The organism is Spiroplasma endosymbiont of Cantharis rufa (assembly GCF_964019665.1).
In the GTDB taxonomy this organism is placed as follows: Bacteria; Bacillota_I; Bacilli_A; order Mycoplasmatales; family Mycoplasmataceae; genus Spiroplasma_A.
In genome coordinates, this window is record NZ_OZ026459.1 from 763930 (window position 1) to 790378 (window position 26449).

The window sequence follows — 26449 nt, forward strand, 5'->3', positions numbered from 1 at the left end:
TTTTTTAATTTATTTTATTTGAAGTTATATCTTATCAGTATCACCTAAATAAAACAAATTACTATTACCACTAGTTTTATTCATATGATCACTAAAATTTAACTTCAGATAATCAAACTCAAATCTTGTTTTGAATAATATTTCACTATTAAATATTGGAGCAATAGCAACTAAACCATAAAAAGGAAATCCTTCTGGATAATGTGTGATTTGATATAGTCCTTGACCCGAATTTGACGGATCACTTCAACTTACTGTAAAATTAAAGTTGCTTTGTTTAGAATTTCTAAGTAACTCATATCTATAATCATTTAAAGTAGAGTTTTTTGTTAAATTTAAAATAGATGATATCTCATTAAAATCTGAGGGTTCAAAAAAACTAGGAGTAGGTCATATTTTATTCCATTCTTTTTTTACTTTTGAATCATTATTTTTAAAATAAAATCAATAAGGTCTATCTAAGTTTGTTTGTTCTTTAGGATTAAGATCTATTCCATATATTTCATAAAAAGCATTCATAGCAACTTCTATATTTTTTATTATATCTTTTTGAATTTCTTCTCTAGAAACTCCAATATTTTTTACATATGATAAATTTAAATGGATATCTGGAATACTAATAAATGTATTATTGTCAACTTTATAACTTAATTTAGTTAAATTAAAACCATACATTCTTATAGTATTTTTTCTTATTTCTTTTGCTTCTTCTGTCAAATGTAAGTCTTTTTCAATTTTATCTAATCTAGTTTCTAACTGCTTAATAATTATTTCCTCAGATTCTTTCTTTGTATCTTCAACAATTTCTGATAAATTCCCTTCCTTTTTAAATAAAATATCTAAATATTTAGTAATAGTAGAAGAATTCTCAATTTTTATTTCTTCTGACCTATATGAAATATCCTTTGTTAAATTTTCAAATTGACCATATTCAAACTCTTTTAACTCTAATTGAAAATTTTCATTCACAAAACTTCTAAAGTTATTTGAATATTCTTTTCCATTTAAATAATTTAAAATTTCTTTATCATTATTTTCTAAATAGTTTTTATTTATATCCAATTTTTCACCGCTAATTAAGCTAACTTCATTCAATATAAATTCTTTTTCAACCTGAGCATAAAATTTTTGAATTTTATCAGCAATTTTTTCATTATCTGTTAAAGATATAACACTATTTAAGTTTGTTATTTTATACTGTTCAATATATTTTTCTTGATTTCTATAATTAACTATAATTGAATAATTAAACTCAATTGTACTAAATCAAGTTAAAGTTCCACCTACTTCTGTATATGTACTTAATAAACTAATCTGACTTGCAACGGGCAAACTAACTCCTTGATAAACATTATCTACTCCATCTAAAATAATTGAGTAATTTTCTTTTTTTGCTAGAGAATTAATTTTATATTTTAGAACATCCTCATTTAATAATGAATTAAAATCTTTTGATAGATCTTCCATTATTGAACTATCTGCCTCTTTCACATTACTTCCATCCATAAATTTTTCTATTTCAGATTTTTTAATGAATCTAAGGGTCTCATTTGATTTACCTTCTTTAATGTAAAAATTTTTAGTTACATCTTGTAAGTGTTCATTTACAATTTGATTTATCTCCGCTTTAAATTCATTTAAAGCTTTATCATAATTTTTGTCAACTGGTTTAATAGTATTACCACAAGCAACAACAGTTGCACTTGATGTGGCTATTAGACTTACTGTACTTAATAAACTTAATAACTTTCTCATATTTCTCTCCTTTGATTATTTTTTATAATCTTACAATAAGAATAGAGTTAAATTAGAAAAAGGCAATAATTATACAAATAATTTAAAAAGATAAAAATAAATTTTTTAAGAAGTTAATTTTTTGACACTTTAATAATTAATTTTTTTATAAAAGTAATATATAAGTAGAATAAAAATAAATTTAGTAGATTACATTAACCTAAGTTCACTAGTTTCGAATATTTGCCAAATAGCTTTTCTATCTATATTATATTTAAAATCATGAATTAAATTTCACATTTCTACAAAAATTATGAACTAATTATAAAAATTTTCTATTGAAGTAAATTTATTAGTGTATTATTTATAAATTTTATCCTTTATTTAACCGTTAAGTGACTCAGTTGGAGCATTATGTTTAAAAGTTGCTTAAGTATAGAATAAATTAAATAATTACTATTCTCAATTAATAAGTTTAAATATAATTTTATTAGAAAATTATGTACGTCTATCTGTTTATATTAATAAATTTAATACTCAAAAGTTTTTAACATAATTTTAATTTTATTGAAAACTTTAAAAGCATCATTACTATTTTTTGTTCTATAAAAAAATAATAAACTATATTTTTATTAGATCAATTATATCAAAAAATTATAACTCAATTTTTTAATACTCCTTTGGTTTTATTTTCATATAATTGCCATTAACTTCAATTATATTTTCCTTTTTTAAATTTATTCATAAATAATTCTTTTCTGATATAATTATTACTATCCTTGATATATAAGTTGATTCTTTTAAAAAAAGATAATTTAAATATATTTTTTTGATTAAAATATTTAATTTGTTGTTTCAAGAATTTATTTATTATATTAGCACCAAAAATAAAGTCTTTAAATATGATAATATATTTATTACTAAAGTAGCTTTTTCAAATTTTTTTAAAAATTTTTATTAGAGATATTAAATTAAATTTTGAATTACCTTTTTAGATACATAAAAGAAATTAATTAATTTATTAAATACCACTCCATATAATAATTCAACTTTGTATATTATACAAAGAGAATAATGCTTATAAACTTTTGTTTATATTATCTGAGATAAGTTTTTCTTGTTCATTTTTATCATGTTGATGATCATCTCCGTTGTCAAGAAGAAATGAATTTTCCAAAACTTTATATCTTGCATTTGAAAGTAGTACTATCTCATTTGCATACTTTAATTTTTCTTTAATTTTGCTATTTATTTTTCATAATTTTTTATACTTTTATCTTTAAAATCCTTTTCAATTTTTTTGCCATTATAGTAGGTTTCTTACAAAACTTAGTATTATTATAGTTAAATTTGAGTATTTACTGTTTCATAAATAAACTAATTGTACTCCAGAAGTAAGATTATACTCTCTATTAATTTTTTAGTGTATAATTTTAATTAAACAATTTTACAATCTCTACTTTCAATTATTTACTATATTTTATTGATTTAATTTTACTTTAATTAAAAAAAATAATAAGACTACTGGTAAACTTACTTTACCTTTTCTAAATTATTATTTTATTAATAAAGTTAAATATTATTTTATTAATAAAGTTAAATATTATTTTATTAATAAAGTTAAATATTATTTTATTAATAAAGTTAAATATTATTTTATTAATAAAGTTAAATATTATTTTATTAATAAAGTTAAATATTATTTTATTAATAAAGTTAAATATTATTTTATTAATAAATTTCACCTATATTTTATAGTATTAAGAAATTTAAAATTATAAAAACTTTATTATTAGAGAAAGGTAATCTAAATTTGATAATAGTTTTTTTAATTAAAAAAATACAAAAAAAAAAAAAAAACAGTAAAGAATTAAGCATAAGGTTGCAAAAAAATTTAATTATAATTGAGTATTGGGAGTCTATGTAACATTATTTCTTAAAAATTTGGTTCATCTCTTTTAGATAACATCCATTTTTAATTTTATATTTACACTATTAAAAATTTTAATAAATTTATAGATATAATTTCTAAAATATGAATTATTATTAAATTTATTACCAAATATTAAATAAAAATACTTTTTTATTCATCTATGCATCTGTCTTACAAAATAATTACCTTTAAATTCTGAAACTGAATTTAATCCAATTATATTATGTTTCTTATAGAGTTTTTATGTTTCATTACTTGTGAATCCAAAACATAGATCACTATTCATAATAATTTTTATTTATTCTAGCTAAATATTTTTCTAACTAAGCCTTCTAACATTTCAAAATTTTCTAGTGTATTAATAATGTCACCAACTGAATATGAAATAATTTCATTAGAGTAAAAGTTACGTGCGGATAAAAATAAGTGTTGCTTTAACTCCACTATATAAATATTTTTAAATCATGTACCATTAATTCTATCTCTTATAAATTTTTATTACCGCTCATGTTTTTAATTTGGCAGAAACTATTTCTTCTTTTATTTTCAATCTAACTTATTCAGCATCAGATATACCATCCTTTCTTGAATAAATATTTTCTACGGCTTCTTTGATATGAATATGATATTGTTTTTTATATTCTAGTTTTTCCTCTTTAATTCAACCAGCATAACTAAGATAATTAACAGCATAAATTAGAAGAGTTTATTTCCTATCATTTTACATTAATGATAATTTATATACTATTTGATATATCTGATTGATAACTTTTTTTGTATATTTTTTTTATTAACTTTTGATAGTATATTAAAATGATGGAACGAACTTTTTAATAATTTAACTTCTTTTTCTGATTTTCCTTTTTTTCATTTTTAAGTCTATTAAATAAACACTTTGTTTAATTTGTATTTCTAACTAAAAAAATTTTTTTAAATCTTTATTTTATTCCCTATATATACTAACTTTATTTTAAGTCTAATTTAATTTATTTTACTATGAAATATTTTATTATTAGATGCCTATGATATTTTTGATATCAATCTAAGATATCTAAAATAGCTTTTATATCATATTAATTACAATATTTTTTAATTTAACTCCATTAATATAATCATTAACAGCTTGAATTTTTAATTTATTTGAATATTTCATTTATATACAACGTTTCATATTAATAAAATTATACTCCTGTTCAGAATTATAAAATAAAAAAAATGGAAGGACTATCTACTTAGACTACAATACCAACCTCTATTTGGTCATATTAATAAAGTCTCGAGAGACTTTATTGTATTTAACTTTATTAGGAAGATTATATTAAGAATTACATTAAATTATTTATATTAAAAGAACTTGAAAATATAATGTTTACTGACCTTTTAATAAAACTTTTTTATTAATTAAAATATTCTACTTTTTAAAAATTTATTTATCAATATATAAGTACTATTTTTGTTCTAGATTTAATTAATCTAAAACTATATTTTAAAATCTCTGAAATATTTTACATTTAAATTTTTAACACTAATTTAAAAAAATAATTTAATAATATATAAAAGCTAAAAAAACCAGTAGTATGAATACTGGTGAATTTAGGTTCCCATATCTTTATATTATTGTTTCATAATCAAATATGTAATTCAATTATTGAAATTATCTTACAAAAAAATTAGTAAAATATTTTACTAATTTTTTTCTAGAGCTTTATAAATAGATTCCATACTAATTGATAATTTAATTAGATTTTTAATAGGAACTGCTTCTTTTAATAAAAACAAAAATACTCAGTTAATTTCTTCAGCAGAATTTGAAGCAAATACAATTGAATTTTCTAAAGGATCATATTTAAAGGTTTTAATATTTTTAGAGCTCATAAAGTCTCTAAATTTTTTAATATCAACTTTAACACTAAAAAATATTTTAAACTTATTATATAAATCCAATTCTTTTTTTGAGCCTTTAAAAATAATAGCCCCAGACTCGAGTATTATATAGTCATCAAATAATTCTGCTAGTTCATCAATATTATGAACAGTAACAACTATTGTTTTACCTTCATTTTTAAATTTTATTAATAGATTTTTAATTTTATTTCTTCAAATTGAATCAAGATTCGCTCCTGGCTCATCTAAAATAATAATATCGGGTTCTTTAATAAAACAGATTATAAAATTCATTCTATTTTTCATTCCCCATGAGAAATTTTTTAATTTCTTATCTTTTTTATCTCATAACTCAAAAAATTTTAATCAGTATTCAATTTTTTCTTTTATTTTATTTTTTGCCAAACCAAAAATTTTACAACTATCATATAAAAAATCATAAGCAGAAATATCATAAAGAGAAAAATCCATTTGAGTATAATAACCAATACTTTTGTTTACTAAATAAGATTTTCTATTTTTTCTATTGATTTTTTCAATTACAATTTCACCTTTATATTTTTTAATAATTCCCGTCAGAGCATTTAATACAACTGTTTTACCACTACCACTACCGCCTAATAATGCAGTAATTGAACCTCTATCAATATCAAAATTAATAGGTCCAATTTGATTTGTTTTAAACTTTTTAGTAAAGTTTTTAAAAGTAATTATTTTATCCATCTTTTTGACTTCCTTTTACTAATTTAAATCCATATTTTTAAATTTCATAAATGATACTACATAAAAAATAAAACTGATTAAAATTTGAAATATTAAGTAATAATAAACTGGCAAAAAATAATTATAAGAATAAGGGTCCAATTTATTATTTTTTATTTTTAAAGTAAATGTAGTATAAGGTAAAAACATATTTTTTTGTTTTTCAAAAGAAATTTTTGAATTGAAATTTGGTTCAAATCAAAAATCGTTATAACTAAAACCAGAAAAATATGTATAATTTAACATTAAATTAGATAAAAAGTTAAAATTTAACATTAAGTCATAACTTTTTCTTGGTTTTATATAGCTTCTTCATTGAGTTGAAGTTTCTTTAATTGAATAATTTGTTGCAATAACAAAGTTTGATGTATATTTAATAAAATAATTTTCTAAGATTCTTACAGATAACATTAAAGGATTAAATAATCCTCCTTGAGACATATCTGACTCAACTAATGACATTGCTTCATCTCTATTCAAAGTAAAACCATTTAAATTGACATAGTAATTTTTATATAAATCTAAAAGATATTCCACTTTAAATGACCTTTTGTCATTTTGACCTTGATCATTTATTTTTTCAATGTAACCATGTTTCTCTTTTTGTCCATTTTGATTATTTCAACAAAAATTTTCATTACTTATATTTTCACATTCCTCCAAAATAATAAAATCATCAAATAACGAGTAAAAATATTTTTGAAATTCCATAAAATGACTCATAATATAATTTGTAAATTCTTCTAGCTCTATTAATATTTTTTTTGTTTCATCAGTGGAGTTATTAATTAATTGTGATAACTCATCCATAGATAAAAAATTATATTTTAAATAAGTTTCAAATTTAACTTTTGTTCCAAACTTTCAATCAGCTATCTCTGAATCAATTTTTGTTCTAGTTATTTTTCCCTCATATTCAATTTTTAAAGGATCATTTTTTATAATATTTATTTCCTTTCATATATCTATCCTTTTATCAACATTATTTAACTCACTAAAGTTACTTATTCTCATTTTTTCATTTAAAAATTTTTCATTTATAAAATTACTAAGATTAGGATACAATATTCTTTTTTTATTTACATTACTTTGAAATTCATATGCATCATAGATATCTTCAACCATTAAAATAACTTTTTCATTTGAATCAGATTCAAATACTAAACTTTTTGATTTTTCAGAGGTAGATAAAAATTGATAAGGTAAAGAAGCAATAAATCCAAAAGCCATAATTAATGTAATTAAAATTGTCGCAAATTGAATATTAAAAATAAAATAAAGAAATAAAATAAAATTTATTAATAAAACTACAATAATAAGAGAAAAAATCAAATATGTTAATGTAACTCTAAGCATAACAATATCAAATCTCATATTTGCAAAAAAAGTAATAAAATTTATTAAAATAAAATTTATTAAAAATAGAAACAAGCTAGATACTACTATAACAATAATTGTTGCATTAAATAATTGTGTCCGATTAATTTGTTGGACTGTAATGATATTAATAGTTTTATCCTCTTTTTTGATATAAAAGAAAAAACTAATTAATTTTAAAATTAATATCAATATAATTACAAATGTATGAATAAGAACATAAAAATTAAAAATTGTTAATGCTTCACCAGAAGTTTTTTTTGTCATTATTACAATAGATGCTATTATAGAAAAACTTATAGATAAAAAATACATTATAATAAATGATTTATCTCTTAAAATATTTTTAAATTGATAATTAAAAATATCTACAAAACTTATTTTCTTTTTAATTAAAATAATAATTCCTCCTTTTTTAGTTAATTAATAAAAAAATAAAATTATGCAAATTTAATTTGATAATTTTATTTTAATTTTATTTTTCAAATTTAAATTATTTTAAATATTGGTCAGTATCTAAACTTGTAAATAATCTGTTTTCGTATCAATCTCTGAAATTTTCTAAAACACCATCTAACTTTAATTTAAAATAATCAAACTCAATATAAAGATTAAGTTCTTTTTTAACATCTTCAGTTTCTCTAAACTCTGAAAGACTAATTCTTAAATCTGTTTTATATACACCAAAACCTTTTGTATGTCTACCCAATTGGAAATCAAAATGAGTTTGTTTAGATTTTGCTAATAATTCTTCTCTGTATTCAAATAATTCTAGAGTTTCTAAGTTTAAATTTTTATAAACTTCTCCACCATTTCATTGTGTATTAGTTCAATTTCACTTTTTATATAAATTAGCATTCTCTTTGAATCCTCCAAAAAAAGCACTATTTCTTTTTGTAAAATCTACTTCATAAATTCTTTGAAATTCACTGATAGCTGTTACTATATTATCCTTAAATTTACTTGCTGTAGCATCACTATTTCTTTTAATAGTTTTATCTGAATAATAACCAAACATTAATGAAATATCTGGCAATTGATGAATATAATCCTTAGAAGTTACTATTGATAAACTATGCAATCTAATTTTTCCAACTTTTAATGCATTCTCTTTTAATAATAAATTATTTTTAATATCTTTTGTAAGCTCATCAAATTTAGCATTAAATATTTTTTCTTCAGATTCAGTTGATTGTTCAACATACTCTTCAATTTTCTTTTGACCATCAGTAGTTGTCATATCATGACCTGTTATTAAACTAACTTGATCATAAATTTTAGTTCCTTTGCCCAACTCTTTTTTGTCTTTAAAAGTAGATGTAGTTATTTCATTAGCTTCGCTTCTATAATTAGCCAATCATTCAATTTGTCTATTATTATTTACAATAGCATCAGTTTGAAATTTTGTTTTAATATCTAATCCCTCATCAATATAATTTTCATCAATGAAAAGAGCCAAGTTTTCTCTAAAACTTTTAGTTTTACTCATATAATCTTTAATTTCTTGATCTGTATTTTCTAAATCAGTTTTTTCTGTTTTTAAATTTTTAAAATCAATATTTGCAAAATCTTCCATAGTTTTATTTTTTTCTGAAGAAAGAAAATCTTTTTGAATATTTTCTACTATATTTTTAAATATTTCTCCAAATATTGAATTATCTGTAATTGTAAATTTAAATTTATCTTCAATTTTAAATTTTGCTTTTTCCTCACTTGATTTTGAATAATTTACATAAATTTCATAATCAAAAATAACATTTGCAAAATATGCTTCATCTTCTACTATTGAATCACTATTACTTACTACTTCAATATCACTAACAATTTTAAAATCATCCAATAAATTACCTTCTATGTTAGAAAATAAGATAGAGTATTTTTCTTCTTTTGCTAATAATTTAATCTCATCTTCAAGCTTTGGTTTATCCATTGTCAATTCTAAGTCACTTAAAATATCTTTTTTTTGTTCCTCTGATAGTTCTTTACCACTATCTTTAAAAGTTTCTACATTAGATTTTGTAAAAAATTTAAATCCTCTTTCATCTCTTACAGTTGATGAATCAAGATCAATATTAATTAAATATTTTAATTGATTATCTTTATATTCTTGAAATAATGATGACAAATCAGAGTTAAAATCTTCAATAATTTCTGATCAATCATCAATTGGGTCTGGATCTGGTTTAACTGATCCACAAGCAACAACAGTTGCTCCAGTTGTTGTAAGCATTCCGAATGCTCCCAAAAGTGTTAATAACTTTTTCATATTTTTTTCCTCACCTGTATTTGCTAAATACATTTTAATTATATTTTAATAATACTCGGTTTAATTCTTATAAATTATTTAAAAAATATTTTTATATAGTTAAAATATTTTTTAAATAATTTATAAGAGTTAAAATATTAAAAAATACTTTTATCCCTTTTTATGCTAAATTTTAACAATCTAAATCAATAGTTTTTTTTATTGTACTATTTTAGTGTTTTTTTAAGAGGTAAATTATAATTGAAATACTCTATAAATTAATCTAACTCTTTTATTTCAAAATATTCTTTAAAATAGTTTAAAACTTTTTTCATATCTAAGTTTTTAGGTTTTCATCTATTTTTTTCATTTTGTACCATAAAGTTTTCCTTATATCATTTCAATAAATGTTGATATTTAGTCAAACTAAATTTAAGTATTTTAAATGAATCATTTTTTAATAAGTTTTGTGATATTTCATATCAAGTTAATTCTGTATTATAAGGCAAAAATTCTTTTAATTCTCATTGAATAATGCACTCCAATATTAAAAAAAAGTTAGTTTTAAAAGACTTAAATTCATTATTATAACAATAAAATGAATGAAAAGAATTTACATAAAAACCCCTTTTATCCATCTCTTTTTTTCATTCGTAGATTAATTGATTAAAGTAATTTCTTCCTAAATCTAAAAATGGTTGCATTGCTTTATTATTGGGGTTTATATTTAAACAATAATCATGCATTCCAAATTCTTTTCTTAAAGCTGTTAATGCAATATCAGGAGCATATTTATAAAGCTCATAAGGAATAATTCTCATAAAATGGTTTCCCTTCTTTTATTTACAAAATATTTTAGCATCTAAACTAGGAAAAAGTCATTAATTAATACTTCTTATTAATAAATACTATGAATAATTGTAGAATATACTCTACATATTAACACAACAGGCAACCTTGAAGAACTTCAATTTGATTGTTAAGTCAAATGTAATTGACTCTTTTTATATTAAAAATATAATTTTGAGAATTATTCCTTAATAAAATGAATTTTTTTAATCTATTTTTGAGATTCTATAATGACTCAAAACTATTTGTATTATCTATTTAAAAATTCACAACAATAATTGTTTTTAAATCTGACATTTGCTATTGATGATCTAAGATTTTTTTACATAATCAAATAACCCCTTAACAATAAATGAGATATTTTAAATTCCTCTATTTAATTAATTTATTTATTATAAACTAAATTATCATTAATGCTTTTCTGAATTTGGAATAAATATTGCAAATAACTATAATATTTTCTACATTCTGAAATTCAAAAACTATTATTTGTCTATAATATCAATAACAGGCAAATTCATCGAAAATTTTTACTTTTTGATTACTAATATTTGAATGTATTAAAGACTCTTTCAAACCAACCTTTTAAATTTATATTTACTAACATAATTTTGGTCAACAAGATCATAAACAATTTTTGTTCTAACTCCACCCTTGTATCTTTGTTCTCTTAAAATACTTTAAATTAATTTATAATTTTATTACTAATAATTATTCTTGCAGGTTACAATAACAATTTAATTTTGCATAGTTTTTCTATAAAAAGGCATGAACTTTTCAAATAAATAATATTTTATTTTTACTTTATAAATGCTGATTTAAAATTTTCGTTTTCCTTTTGTGTTTTTTTAAGCTCTTTATTTTAAAGTTATACCTCTAAATCTTTGCTCATAAATAAATCAACCTTATATTTTCTATTAATAAATGCTTCATCATTTATATTGTATCTTTTTATTAAGATTCGTACAACTTATCCTACAGATTTTAAATCTAAATCCCTCGCTATTTTATTATAACTTTCTCATCTCGATATTTTTCTAATGATTTTCTTTTTGCTTTTTCCTCTATTATATTTGGCACAAAAAATGACAACCTTTATATTGAAACGTTTTGTCTCATAGGGTTGCCTATTCTTACTTAAATACTAAGTAACATTTTTATAATTGATAACTTAATCTTCTTTAGTAGTTGTAAATACTTATACTAACTTTAAAAATCAAAGTTATCTGGGTCTGGACCCACTCTTCCATTTTTTATTGTTGCTAGTAATTTCATATCTTCACTAGTTAATTCAAAATCTTCTATTTGAATATTATCAATAACTCTGTTTGGTTTTGAAGATTTTGGTATTATTATATACCCCAATTGTAATCCTCATCTCAAGCAAATTTGAGCTTCTGATTTTTTATATTTTTTTGCCAATGTTTTAATTTCTTCAACTTCAAAACATTTTCCTCTAATCATTGTTCCTCATGATTCAACTAAAATATCATTTTCTCTACAAAAATTAACAACTTCCAAATTTTGCAATGCTGGATGTAATTCAATTTGATTAATTACAGGTTTAATTCTGCAATTTTCAAGTAATTCTTTTAAATGATGTACCTGGAAGTTACTTACACCAATTGATCTCACTTTCCCTTGATCAACTGCTTCTTCTAATGCTTTTCAACATTCTAATTTATATTCAGTTGGTCAATGTATTAAAAGTAAATCAATATATTCTATTTCTAATTCTTTTAAAATATCATTAATTGCTTGTTTTGCAAGCTCATATTTATTATGTGAATTTCACACTTTTGAAGTGATAAATAATGATTGACGATCTACACCACTTTCCTTAATAGCTTGAGCAATTATTTTATGGTTTTGATAAATAGATGCTGTATCTATATGTTTATATCCAGCATTTAAAGCTGCTTTAACAGATGCCAATGTCTCTGCTTCATCAACTAATTCATATGTTCCTAATCCTATTTGTGGTATTTCTAAACCATTATTAAATTTTAAACTTTTATTGAGTATTTTATTCATTTCGTTCTCCTTTACTCAATATAATTATAATACTTTTATGCTCAATAAGAGAGTTTAAAAAAAGAATTTGTTAAAAACAGAACACTAGATTAAAAAAGGAGAATAATAGTGATTATAATATTTATAAAAAACCTTTAAAAAGAATGAGACTTAATTACTAAACATTTTACAAAGATAATTTAATTATATAAATAGGTGAAAAAAATATGTACAGATAATCAAATAGTTCAAGATATAAAATAAAGTAAATAATATATAAAAAATAAAAATATCTTAATAATTTTACATAAATGTGAAAGTATTAATTTGGAGTTTTTACCAATAATGCAAAAGAAAATATTAAATTATCCCAAATTAATATAGATTACTTATCTTAAAATCCCTTTTTAAATACTTATTAATTAGTTTTGATTTCCAACTAATATTTTTTTATAGAAAAGAAAAAAAGATTCATTTATTTGGTAAGTATTGTATTTTGAGACATATAGCTTATTAACTTATTTTTATTACGATATTCATAATAAACAATTCTTTTAATCAATTAAATTTAAATGAAAAAGTTTAGCTAAATATGTTTAAATTTAACTAAACTCTATAAAAATTCAAATTATAAAAAGATAAACATATTTATTTTAAATTTCTTTATTAACTAAGATCTTCTCCATTGGAATTGATTACTTTTTTATATCAATAAAAGCTATCTTTTCTATAACGTTTCATATCCTTTAAATCAAACTCATCACGATTAACATAAACAAAACCATAGCGTTTTGATATACCTTGATGTGTTGATACCAAATCAATAGCACTTCAAGGATTATAACCAAATAATTTAACACCATCATTGATAATTTTTGGAATTTGTTCAATATGTTTTTTTAAATAATCAATACGATACTTATCATGAACTTTTCCATCGCTTGTTAATTCATCTTTGGCACCCAGGCCATTTTCAGTAATAATTATTGGTAAGTTATATCTATCATGTAATGCTCTTGCAGTTAATCTAAATCCTATTGGATCAATTTCTCAACCATATTCACTTGTTTTTAAATGCTCATTTTTTGCTGATTGAAACATTTTCTCTAAGTTAAACCCCATTTGTTGATCACCAACTTTAAAGTCTTGATCACTTGTTGGTGCTTTAACACTCATAGAACTATAGTAGTTAAAAGCAATAAAGTCAATTTTTGCTTTTTTAAATAATTTTAATTCTTCATTAGTAATCTCAATATTATAATTATTATTATTTCAAAAGTTTATTAAAACTTTATCATAACTACCTTTTACAAAAGGATCAATATAAATTCAATTTCTAATTAAATTTGCATTATGAGCTGCTAAAACATCTTCAGGTTTATTAGTTTGGGCATAAACTAAGGAGATATTTGGAGCTACTCCAATTTTTGCTTTTTTATCAATATTTTTTAAAAGAATAATTGCTTTTGCTTGAGCGATGTTCATATTATGAAACATTTGATAGGATTCCTGTCCCTTGTCAATTCCTGTCATTTGTTTTCCCAATAGATGACCGAACATAACTACCATGTTTTGTTCATTAATTGTTTGTCAATATTTTACTTTATTTTTATACTCGTTAAATAGAGTCTTAGCATATTTTAAATAAGCTTCTACTACTAAATCCTTATTTTGTCAACCTCCTTTTTGTTCTAGATAATCTGGCAAATCAAAATGGTGAATTGTAACCAAAGGTTCTATTTTATATTTAATAAGTTCATCTAATAGTTTATGATAAAACTCTATTCCCTTTTTATTTGGTTCTTTTTCAATACCCTTTGGATAAATTCGTGTTCAGTTAATTGAAAAACGATAAGATTTAAAACCCATTTCTGCCATTAAAGCTATATCTTCTTTAAAATGATGATAATGATCCGCTGCTATTTTAAAATCAGTTATATCCTTAACATTTAAACCCTTAATAAATCCTCCTGCACTAACATCTTGAACAGATAAGCCCTTACCATCTTTATTCCAAGCTCCCTCCACCTGGTAAGCACTTGTAGAAGCCCCTCACAAAAAGTTTTTTGGTATTTTATTCATACATTTTCTCCTTTTTATTGTCTAATTCTTTTTTTACTAATATAGAAATCTTTTGAATCAATTAACATATAACCAATTTCTAAGGCATTAATTGCATTGTAATATAAGTCGCTAACTTCTGCTAATATTTTATTGTCAGCTTTTTGACTTATTTCTAAAATAATACTATTTATAGCGTCGAATGATTTTCTTTTTCAAGTATTAAACTCATTAATTACTTTATTATTTTCTGTTTTTATTGTTATTAGCTCATGATTTAATTCATTAAGTTTTAAATTATTTTCTAATTGATTATATCTATCTAATAAAACTTTTAACTTTGTTTCATTATCATTTTTATTTGAAACTCTTGCTAATTTTGTAATAAGAGTTTGTTTTTTCTTTTCTAATTTTGAAGATAGAATATCTATTTTTGACTCCAATCAATTAATTTTAATAAATACTTTTTCAATTTCTTTTGACCTTAAACTATCTTCTAAACTAATTACAGAATTAATTTTTTTTATTTCGTCTTCTAATTGCGTTTTTGCAACATCAACTTTCATTTTTTTAGCCAAACTATAATATTTTAAAAGAATTTTATTTGCTGATTTAACAGATTTTATTTCATCTTTTCTTTCAATATACATTAAGAAGGCAATTCCTGCTGCTACTGGAATAACTCCAATGTTAAGAATAAATCATAATACACAATTTATTACAGCAGAATTAGGCGCTCCTGTAAAAATATTATTTACAGATGGCATTAATTTTACTCCATTAACTACTGTTTCAGCATATCTTGGTTCCATTAAGGTACCTGTAAAACCAAAAATACCTAAACCCCCAGCAGTTCTTGCTTCAATTCCCATTAAACCAGAGAACAAACCGAATAAACCAGCTGCAATAACTCCTGCAATAAAGGGTCTCATTTTTGGTAAATTAATTCCATAAAGTATAGGTTCAGTTACTCCAACAATCCCACCAGGAATTGCTGAAATAACAGTTGATCTTAATTGACCATTTTTAGTTCTAATAGCAACACCAATTGCAGCTCCAACTTGAGCAAAAACAGCAATGTTAATAGCCATTAAACTTGAAAAGTGACCAGCTGCCATTGGCATAACTACAGCCATAATTACTGGCACGTGCATTCCTGTAAGAACCAATGGTTGCCAAACTGCTACAAATATCATAACTCCAACTCCATACGGAATTTGTGATAAATAACCCACTATTAAAGCCATAAGTTGTTCTATTAAAAATAATACTGGACCTAATACAAAGAACATTGATCCATAGGCAATAATAACTATTAATAATGGTCTAAACAAAACGTCAATTGAAGGTGGCATTCAAATCTTAATTCATTTATCTAAATAAAAAATAATAAATGCCATAGCAACATGGGGAATAATTGATGAAGTATATAATGCAGCTTTAACAACAAAACCATTAATACTAAATAATGTTAAGTCTGGTTGTATTCCCAAACCCAAAGGAGCTCCTGCAATTAGTAGAGAAAGGAACAATTGCATTATTGTAGGTCCCCCTAATCACTTCATTGCATTATAACCAATAAAAATTCCCATCAATTTTAATCCTGTTTCTGATGCAATATTAATAAATAACGAAAATAAATCTACATTCATATCAATTGGTGCTCCAGTACCAAATTTCATATCAGTAATTACATTTCCCATTACAAGTAAAGTTTTTAAACCCATTAATAAACCTGATGCCATCATTATTGGCAATGAAGGCATAATAATTGCTCCAACTGCAATCATAAATCTTCGAGCTAAACTTTGTCTACTTGAAGATTTAACTTTGGTTTTATTGGTAGTAATACCTTGTTCAATATTATCAACAGCCTCTTTAACTTTATAAACTTCTCCTCCAATTACAATTTGGATTTGATTTCCAGCTCAAATAATACCTTTGACTAAATTAATACTTTTAATTGTTTCAACATCTACTTTTTTAATATCAATCACTTCAAAACGCAATCTAGTCATGCAGTTATAAACTTGCTTATAGTTTTCCTTTTTTCCTACTGCTTTATAAATTTCCTCTGCTGTTTGTTCATATTTGTTTTTAGTATTTAATAATTTTTGAACTTTCTCTATTGTTGAAATTTTATTAGTTTTTTCTTCAAAAACTAATTCACCAATTAGTTCACCTTTTTTTATTTTTTTTTCTGATTTAATATCACTTTTAAATTTTCATTCCTTAAATTCATTTAAATCAATTACTATTGGTGTAGACTTTACAATATTTTTTTCTTCTAAAAGTTTAAAATCTACAGTAACAATTTTTGTTTTTAAATTAATTGAATCTCCCTCCTTGACTTTAACATCAAAAGGTTTTCCTTGTAAATTAATTGTATCGAGTCCAATATGCATAAGAATTACTGGTCCCTGATTGCTTTTAAAATGAAAAGCATGTTTAGTGTGAAATATTTGAGCAACTTTTCCTTCTTCAAAGGGAGAATAAAACTCGCTGGAAGTTGGTTCAATATACAATCCCTCTCCCAACATATTTTCAGAAAATACACCATCATTTAAACTTTTTAATGGTTTTATTTTCCCATCTGTAGGAGAAAAAATTTTAATATGTTTTCCCATTTATGAAATCTCCTTTCATAAAAAGAATACAATTATAAAATAATAATATATATAAAAAATTGTTAAAAGTATTCTACTTTCCTATTAGTGAAATCAAATATTTAATTAATTACAAAGTTGTAAAAATAAATATTTTAAAATAAAGCTTCTATATTCATAAAGATGTTTTAATTCCTTTGAATCAATACAAATAATTTTTTCCTTATTATTAAATTCATTCACTTTTGAATGTGTACTTAATACTAAAAAATCATTATATAAAAAGTTATTTAATAGCATCTCCAAAGTTTTAGTATCTTGTCCACCTATAATGAAAATCACAAAGTCATTTTCATTAACTTTTTCCATTTGATTAATTTGGTCGAGCATTTGAGTATAAAAAACACATTCTTTTCCTTTTCTTTTTATTAATTCAGCAAAAAATAAGGCCTCAAATTGAAATTGGTAAGAAGAAAATATATATATTTTTTTTGATTTTTTAATACTTATTTTTGAATTTGCAATTTTATTTTCAAAACTTCCAAATTCTTTTATAGCACCAATTATGCTCTCTTCAAAATCTAAGTAACTTTTATTAAAGCTATCTAAATTCTGCTTAGTTTCACGGTCAGATATTTCCAATTTTATTTTGAAAATTAATTCTCTATAGCCTTTATAACCAAGGGAAATAGAAAATTTAGAAATTGTAGACTCAGCTACATTGGATAATTTAGCTAATTCTTTAATACTGGGAATAACTTTTGTAAAATAGGATTTTAATAAAATCTTTGAAATAGCATTATTTGCAGAATTTGGGTTAATATTTATATTAATGAATAATTGATTTAGAACAGATTTCATATAGAGACTCCCTTATAGTCAAATATTATTATTAATAAAAAAAAAAAAAAAACAATGATAATTTGAAGTTTTGAGTATAAACATGTTTTTAATTTATAATTAAAAGTTCCAGCGTTATTAAACTGGAACTAAAAGTATAAAATAGATTATAAGTCTCTTTTAAATATTTATAATTTTCTACATTCTAATTTTTTTATCTAATAACTTGAGCCGGTAGTAATTCATTTTCTATCAATATTTTATCATCTACAATTTTTAATAATAAACTTGGAGCAGCTCCTCTTACTTTTTTCAATTCATTTTTTCCATCAGATGAGAAATTGGTAAAGGCTAATGTTATTAAATATTCAGAATCTAAATTATCTGAAATCACTCCCCATGCATAAGCATAATTTTTATTTCAAATTATTTCCTTTTCATTTACAGTTTTTTCAGGTTGAGAGTATAAAATTATACCATCATTATTTATAGGGGTCATTTCACCAAATAAACTTCCCTTTGATGTAAACCCATGTAAGCTATCATTTTCATTTAGACCTGGAGCTAAATTCATATTATAGTATCCATGAGTTGTTGTAAACATATAATATCTATCAAATTTTTTATTATAAATTAAACTTGGTCTTTCGGTTTCATCAGAAACTAAGTTTGAAGCTCATAGTGGATTTAATAACTCAACATCTCCACTCTCTAAATTTAATTTTGCAATTCCTATAGCTGAATTTGCCATATTTGATCTCTCAAAATCATAATTCTCAGGATAATCTTCAAATCCTCCAGTATATTCTGGTAATCTTTCGCCTTCTTTACCATTTAATAAACCAGTATTTCCTTCAAATAATAAATATTGTTGACCTGTTTTTGGATCTTTAAAATAAAACGGATCTCTAAATGCTCATTTTTGCTTGTCATATCCTGTTGCTTCAGCAGCTTCATATGTTTGATATAAGTTTCCATCCGCTTCGGCAATTATTTTGTGAAAAGTAGGTTTCTCAAATTTCGGAATTTTATGATCAAAATTTAAGTTTAATTTTGCTAAGGCAATTCTTTGATTTCAATTTTTACCATAACTAATATTAGATACAGTGTAAAATAAATTAACTTGTTTAGTATTTTCATCATATAAAGCAGAACCAGATCATTCTTCTGAATTTGCAATTAAATTTTCAGATAAAACATATCCCCCTGGAATTCAATTAGTTCCAGTTTTAGAATAAAAATACATTATTTTTGTTTCACCAATACCATGACTTGGTTTTGATAAAGCAAATCATATTTGATAGCCATTTACAGTTGCCACACTTCCATCATTATTCATTAATGCCCAGCTATCTCAAATATCATAATTCTCAATAAATGCTGTTTTATTTGAATAGTCAATTTCAGGAATTAACCTTTCATTGTTAAATCTAACTTTTGATGCTGTCATTTCTGTTCATCTATAAGTTTTTTGATTTGTTTGTATATCTTTTTTAACTACTATGTTTGATACTGAAGCACAGGGAATTATCACTGTCCCAAGTAAACCTAATAATAATTTCATATATTCATTTGCCTTTCTTTCTTAACCCACCCTGCCACCTTTTTTAGCAATAATTTATTTTATTTAAGTTTTATATAGTTAAGTCAAAACAAATTTTTATTTTTTAATTTATTTATACAAATATATTTTACCAAATTTTAAAAAAAAATCTATTTTTAAAAATAGAATAGACAACCTTAAAGAGACTTGCACTTGATTTTAAATCAATTGTAAATAGCCTCTTTTTTTATTATAAATATAATCTTGAAGATTATTTCTCTTTAAAATAAATTCTCTGAGCTTAGTTTTAAAACTCTTAGAATGCGATAGCCTAAGTTTACCAGTTTGTAATATTTGCAAACTGTCTTTTTCTATTTATATTATATTTAAAATCATGATTTAAATTTCACATTTCTACAAAATTTGCGAACTTATTATGAAAATCCTTCATTGAAGTAAATTCATTACTATATTGTTTATAAAATTTATTTTTCACTCATCCATTAAGTGATTCGGTTGGAGCATTATGTTTAAAATCCGCTTCAGACATAGAATGAATTAAAAAATTACTGTTCTTATTAACAAAACTAAATATCATTTTATTGGCAAATGCTGTGCCTCTATCTGTTTGTATTAAAAATTTGGATATTGAGAAGTTCTTAACATAATTTTTAATTTTATTAAAAACTTTAAAAGCATTATTACTATTTTCTGTTCTATCGAAGGAATAAGAAACTATATTGTTATTAGATCAATTGTATCCAAAAATGACAACTTGATTTTCTAATACTCCTTTGATTCTTATTTTCATATGGCTTCCATCAACTCCAATAACATTCTCTTTTTTAAAATTATTCATAATTAAATCTTTTCTAATGTAACTATTACTTTTATTGATACCTAAGTTATTTCTCTTATTTCTTTGAAAAGTAGGCATTTTAAATATATTTTCTCTTTGAATTTTTCTTATTTCTCTAATTGAAATATTTAGATTATAAGTTTCAAAAATTCATTTATTAATTATATTAGCACCTGAAACAAAGCCTTTAAAGGTTTTGAAGTATTGTTCAATATAAAAATTAGCATTTTTTAAAACTTTTCTTTGAAAAATTGGAAAATTAGGTAATGATAATTTTTCTTTGAAAATTTTTATTGGTGACATTAGAACAAATCTTCTTTTAAATTTTGAATAACCTTGTTTAGATACATAAAAGAAATTAATTAATTTATTAGTTCCCATTCCATATAACGCTTCAAATTTGTATATTATGCAAAAAGAATAATGCTTATAAATTTTTGTCTTTGTTATCTGAATTAAGTCCTTCTTGCTCATTTTCATCATGTTGATGATCATCTCCGTTGTGCAGGAAGGAATGGACTTTTCCAGAATTTCATATCTTGCATTTGAAAGTAGTACTAATTCATTTGACTCCTTTAATTGTTTCTTTAATTTAGCTATTTCTTTTTCATATTCTTTTATACTTTTATCTTTAAAATCTTTTTTCAATTTATTTGCCACTATATTAAACTCCTTACAAAAGTTAGTATTATTATAGTTTAAATTTGAGTATTTTCTATTTCATAAATAAACTAATTGTACTCCAGAAGTTAAATTGTATTCTTCTACTAATTTTTTTGGTGTATGACCTTGATTAAACTTTTTTGTAACCTCTATTTTTAATTCTTTACTGTATTTTGTTTTTTTCATTTTTTCCTTTCATTAAAAAAACCAGTAGTAAAACTACTGGTAAACTTAGGTTACCTTTTTCTCTTCATTTAAGAGTTTTAAAACTATCTCCATAATCTTTGAAAAAAATATCTTTATGTCATCCATTTAAAGATTCAATTAGAGAATTGTGTTTAAATCCAACATCAGACATTGACAATGTAAGATTATTTGATTTATCAAATAATCTCTTAACAATAAAAGAAGTATTTGCAGTTCCTCTATCTGATTGAATGATTGATTGCTCAACTAAATTAGCACTAACAATTTTTTGAACTTTTGATAAAACATTGTAAACACCTGTACTGTTTTCTGCATTCTGAAAATCAAAAACTATCATTTGTCTAGTATATCAATCATAGGCAAATTCACCCAATATTTTTACTTTTTTATTACTAATATTTAAATGCATTCAAGAACAATCTAAACCAATCTTTTGATATTTATATTCACAAATATAATTTTGACCTATAAGATCAGGAGCAAAATTTCCTCTAGTTCCACCTTTGTATTTTTTTGGTCTATTCAATTGCTTTAAGTTAATAATTTTTTTAGCTTTTAATTCATTTATAATTTTGTAACTAACATTAATATTGCAATTATCTGCAATTCAGTGACCTACAATTCTACTTCCAGCACTACCATTTTTTTTAATGAATTTATTAATACTTCCAATTGCTTGTTTATTGTATTTTCTATTATACTTAATCCTTTCACCAATTAATAAAGCTTCAATATTCTTATTTTTTCATCTATAATATGATCCTTTATTAACGTATAAAGCTTCACATTTTTCTTTGGTTGATAAATTAGTGTTTTTAGAATCAAAATAAATAAAATTAAATGCTTTATTTTTTTATGCCTTCTTGCGGGTCATAATCACAATCTGATTCTGTGTCATGTTCGTGCAAGAAGGCATGCACTTTTCCAATAGCTGATATTTTAATTTTTCCTTTATAACTTTTGATTTTAATTGCTCATTTTCTTTTTGTGTTTTTTTAAGTTCTTCCTTCAAAAGCTTTAACTCTATATCTTTGCTCATAAATAAGTTAGTCTCACATTTTCTATTAATGAATGCTTCATTATTTATATTGTATCTTTTTATTCAAAGTCTTACAATTTGTCCTCCAGATTTTAAATCTAAATCACTTGCTATTTTATTATAACTTTCTCCATTTCGATATTTTTCTAATGCTATTCTTTTTATTTTCTTATCTATTATTTTTGGCATAAAAAATGACAACCTTTCTATTGAGACTACTAGTCTCTTTAAGGTTGTCTATTCTAATTCAAAAAAATCAGAAAAAAGAAAAAAACTTATCATTAATTATTAGATTCCATAAAAATCAATTTTTTTAGTACAGTTGCTATTGGGGAACCTAAGTAATATTATTTCCTAAAATTTTGGATTATTTCGTTTGGTGTACATCCATTTTTTAAGATTATATTTGTACTATTAAAAATTTTAACAAATTTATATATACAACTTCTAAAATGTTGATCATTAGTAAATTTATTACCAAATATTAAATAAAAATGCTTTTTGACTCATCTATGTGTTTGTTCTACAAATTGATTACCTTTAAATCCTGAAGCTGAATTAGATCTAATTATATTATGTTGCTTACAAAATTTTTCTGTTTCTTTACTTGTAAACGAAGAACCTAAATCACTATGCATAATAATTCTAGTTATTCTAACTAAATTCATTTTTCTTACTAAACCTTCTAACATTTCAAGACTTACTAGTATATTTTCAGAGTTGGCAACTGAATATGAACTGATTTCATTAGAGTAAAAGTCGTATGCAGGTAAAAATAATCGTTTTGTTTTAACTCCTCTAATATAAATATTTTTAAATCATGTACGATCAATTCCTATCTTTTCTAAATATTTATTAGAGCTGTAATCTTCTTTAATAAGATCTAATGAAGTATGTTTCTTATGGGTGTTTATTCCAATCCTTGTCTTTGATTTAGCAGAGGCTATTTCCTTTTTTAGTTTTAATAAAACTTCTGTTCTGAGCTCAATAATTGTTTCTCTAGAAAGTTTTATATTAAAGTCCTTTAATATCTTTAATCTAGTTTTCTCCGCACCAAATATACCATGCTTTCTTGAATAAATACTTTCTACAGCTTCTTTTGCATTAATATGACATTGTCTTTTATATTCGGGCTTTCCTCTTTTAATTCAATTATTATAACTACGATAGCCAACACCATAAATTAGAAGAGTTTGTTTTGCATCATTTCCCATTAATGATAATTCATATACTGTTTGATATTCTTTTTTGTATATGTTTTTTTATTAACCTTTTGATAACCTATTAGAAATGATGCTATGGACTTTTTTAATAATTCATTCTCTTTCTCTGTTTGTTCTCTTTTTTTCTTTTCCTTCTTAATTTCTATTAAATGAACACCTTGTTTAATTTGTGATTCTAATTCAAAAAGTTTCTTTTTTAAATCTTTGTTTTCTTCACTATATTTACTAACTTTATTTTTAAGTCTAATTTCATTGAATTTATTACGTTTTTTCCTATCAAATACTTTAATATCAGATGATTCATGATATTTTTGATATCAGTCTAAAATACTTGAATTAGCTTTTATATTATATTTAATTGCAATATCTTTTAATTTGACTCCATTAATATAATCATTAACATCTTGAATTTTTAATTTATTTGAATATTTCATTTATATACAACCTTTCTTGCTAATACAATTATAATCTTGTTCGGAATTATAAAACGAAAAAATTGGAGAGCCTATGAACTTAGACCCCCCAATACCTTCTACTTGTAAAAAAATATTATAATTATTATATAAACTTAATTATTTCTTTATCACCAAGTTCAATAGCTCCAAGAGTTATCTTATCTAAATCAATAAAGAAAACTAAATAACCAAAATTAAATCATAATCATTGATTATTTCTATTTTCACTTTTACCATTATGTTTAATATTAACACCAGTTTTTTTATTAGCAGTCCAATCAAAAGCTGAGTATGTTCAGACTTGATTAGAATCTATATCTGGTATCATTACGGAATAATTTGAATCTTCAAAAATATTTGCCTCATTAAGTAATTTAATTTTTGTTTCATTCAAATAATTATTCCCTACTAAAGAGAATCCATTATGAAATCTATTAGTCATGTTAGGATATGATATGCTTTCATCAAAACCTTCAACGATTTGATTAGTAAGTTCTGATGATTTTAAAGTCATTAGAAAGTCTTCATTTGAATTATAACTTGGATATTCATAACTATTTACAACTCCAAAAGTTTTATGTCAAACTTTTAAACTATTTACACTAAATTCAGCTAGATTATCTAAAATTTCTCCTTCGCTTTGATCAATATCAACAAAATAATTTACAGCTAATCTAAAATCAGGCAATTCATGTATATAAAGACCATTACTCAAATTAATTGATAAACCAGTTAAATTAACATAACCTAAAGCGGCTGAACTTTTATACTCACTAGTTTCTTTTATGGCACTTTCATTTTCTAATTTTAATTTACTTAAGAAACTATCCTTTTCTCATTTAAAATCTGATTTTCAAATCTCATAATTTGATTTATTAAAATAATAAGTTAATAAATTATTTTTTGTTTTTAAATCATTTGGTTCATCTCTAAAAATAGTATTTAAAAATATTCTTCCAGCATCTGTTTTATAATCAAATTTAATTGCAGTATCATTTTTAAATGATTTGAATTTATTCATTACATTAAATAATGAATTCTTATTCATTTCTGAAGATTTATAAATAAGATCTCCTTCAAAAGAAAGTGGCAGTGTATTACCAACTTTTTCAAAGTAATTTTTCTTAATAAAATTTATCATTGAAGATTCAAAACCATTATTTTTTGAATCATCTTGATAATACTTTTTAAACTCATCATTTGTTTTTCCAAAGCCATCAGAAGATTTTTTCTTAGCTTTAATATTTTCTCAATTTATATTAGTATGTTTTTTATCATCTAATTCATTAGATGAAAAATAATCTTTTGCAATATTTTTATAAAAATCGTCACTTGCTTTTTTTAAAGAATCACTATTTGTTGAAGTATATTTAAAATTTTCAGTTATTTCAAAACTTTCAATATCTTTTTCACCTTTATATTGAATTTGAATTTTATAATCAACAATTACATTTCCTAAATATAGTTTATCCACCTCAGATTCATAAGACTTGATTACTAATGTTTTTCAATCAATAACTACGTTTTTTAATAAATCATTAACATCATTTAAAATAATTTTGTAATCATTAACATTTTTCAAATTATTTAATTCTTTTGATAGTTCATCAATATCCAAAACTTTTTTAATGTCATTCTCTAATTGTTTTAAATCAAAAGGATCAATTTCCTCTCATTTTAAATCACTATTTTCTATTATTTTAGTTCTATTTAAGAAATAATATCTACTCTCTGTATCTGGAAGACCTATTAAATTATGATAAACATTTTCATTTAAATGTTTTGAAAAAATTTCATTTACATCACTTTTTAGTGATTTAACAATTTCATCATAATTTATTCCTTCTGGAGGAATAACAGGTGGTTCTGTACCACATGCAACTACAGTTGCACTTGTTGTGGCTATTAGACTTACAGTACCCAATAAACTTAATAACTTTCTCATATATTTTCTCCTTTGATTACTTTTATAACCATATATTAATAATAGAGTTATATTAAAAAAAGGAAACAATTATACAAATAATTTAAAAAGATAAAAACATTTTTATTTTATTTTATTTTTAACACTTTAATAATTATTTTTTATAAAAATAGTATATGAGTAGAATAAAAATAAAATTTAGTGTAATTATTTTATAATATTATTTTCAAAA

General features: G+C 22.6%; 16 protein-coding genes. All 16 read right to left on the reverse strand.

The features are described from left to right. Positions 1-24: 24 nt before the first annotated feature. Positions 25-1755 carry a lipoprotein gene (locus AACL15_RS03350; RefSeq protein WP_339033432.1) on the reverse strand — a complete coding sequence of 577 codons (1731 nt, stop codon included), beginning with the start codon at positions 1753-1755 and terminating at the stop codon, positions 25-27. A 3598-nt stretch (positions 1756-5353) separates the two neighbouring features. Next, on the reverse strand, positions 5354-6274 hold the full coding sequence (locus AACL15_RS03355; protein ID WP_339033434.1) for an ABC transporter ATP-binding protein: 921 nt from the start codon (positions 6272-6274) through the stop codon (positions 5354-5356). An 18-nt stretch (positions 6275-6292) separates the two neighbouring features. Beyond that, positions 6293-7957, reverse strand: a complete 1665-nt coding sequence (locus tag AACL15_RS03360; RefSeq protein WP_339033435.1) for a hypothetical protein — start codon at positions 7955-7957, stop codon at positions 6293-6295. Between the two features lie 226 nt (positions 7958-8183). Further along, on the reverse strand, positions 8184-9956 hold the full coding sequence (locus tag AACL15_RS03365) for a lipoprotein (protein WP_339033437.1): 1773 nt from the start codon (positions 9954-9956) through the stop codon (positions 8184-8186). Between the two features lie 257 nt (positions 9957-10213). Next, the gene (locus AACL15_RS03370; protein ID WP_339033439.1) at positions 10214-10756 is read right to left on the reverse strand and encodes a hypothetical protein; all 543 of its coding nucleotides are present in this window, start codon (positions 10754-10756) and stop codon (positions 10214-10216) included. Between the two features lie 1237 nt (positions 10757-11993). Then, entirely contained in the window at positions 11994-12818 is an 825-nt protein-coding gene (locus AACL15_RS03375; protein ID WP_339033441.1) for an aldo/keto reductase, read from the reverse strand. A gap of 645 nt (positions 12819-13463) precedes the next feature. Next, positions 13464-14879, reverse strand: coding sequence for a glycoside hydrolase family 1 protein (locus tag AACL15_RS03380; protein WP_339033443.1), 1416 nt, complete (start codon positions 14877-14879; stop codon positions 13464-13466). A gap of 14 nt (positions 14880-14893) precedes the next feature. Further along, a complete protein-coding gene (locus AACL15_RS03385) occupies positions 14894-17485 on the reverse strand; it encodes a glucose PTS transporter subunit IIA (protein WP_339033445.1) in 2592 nt (863 codons plus the stop codon). Between the two features lie 105 nt (positions 17486-17590). Next, positions 17591-18325 (reverse strand): hypothetical protein, encoded by a 735-nt coding sequence (locus tag AACL15_RS03390; protein ID WP_339033446.1) that lies wholly within the window; start codon positions 18323-18325, stop codon positions 17591-17593. A gap of 193 nt (positions 18326-18518) precedes the next feature. Continuing rightward, a complete protein-coding gene (locus AACL15_RS03395) occupies positions 18519-19868 on the reverse strand; it encodes a glycoside hydrolase family 68 protein (RefSeq protein WP_339033448.1) in 1350 nt (449 codons plus the stop codon). 316 nt (positions 19869-20184) lie between these two features. After that, entirely contained in the window at positions 20185-21555 is a 1371-nt protein-coding gene (locus tag AACL15_RS03400) for a hypothetical protein (protein ID WP_339033450.1), read from the reverse strand. Continuing rightward, positions 21533-22102: a hypothetical protein gene (locus tag AACL15_RS03405; protein ID WP_339033453.1), complete on the reverse strand. Its 570-nt coding sequence runs from the start codon at positions 22100-22102 to the stop codon at positions 21533-21535. The genes AACL15_RS03400 and AACL15_RS03405 overlap by 23 nt, the downstream gene beginning before the upstream one ends. A gap of 327 nt (positions 22103-22429) precedes the next feature. Then, entirely contained in the window at positions 22430-22804 is a 375-nt protein-coding gene (locus AACL15_RS03410) for a hypothetical protein (protein WP_339033455.1), read from the reverse strand. 158 nt (positions 22805-22962) lie between these two features. Next, positions 22963-23829, reverse strand: coding sequence for a hypothetical protein (locus tag AACL15_RS03415; protein WP_339033456.1), 867 nt, complete (start codon positions 23827-23829; stop codon positions 22963-22965). Then, entirely contained in the window at positions 23829-24272 is a 444-nt protein-coding gene (locus AACL15_RS03420; protein ID WP_339033457.1) for a helix-turn-helix domain-containing protein, read from the reverse strand. The genes AACL15_RS03415 and AACL15_RS03420 overlap by 1 nt, the downstream gene beginning before the upstream one ends. A 124-nt stretch (positions 24273-24396) precedes the next feature. Further along, the gene (locus AACL15_RS03425) at positions 24397-26238 is read right to left on the reverse strand and encodes a lipoprotein (protein WP_339033459.1); all 1842 of its coding nucleotides are present in this window, start codon (positions 26236-26238) and stop codon (positions 24397-24399) included. Between the last annotated feature and the right edge of the window lie 211 nt (positions 26239-26449).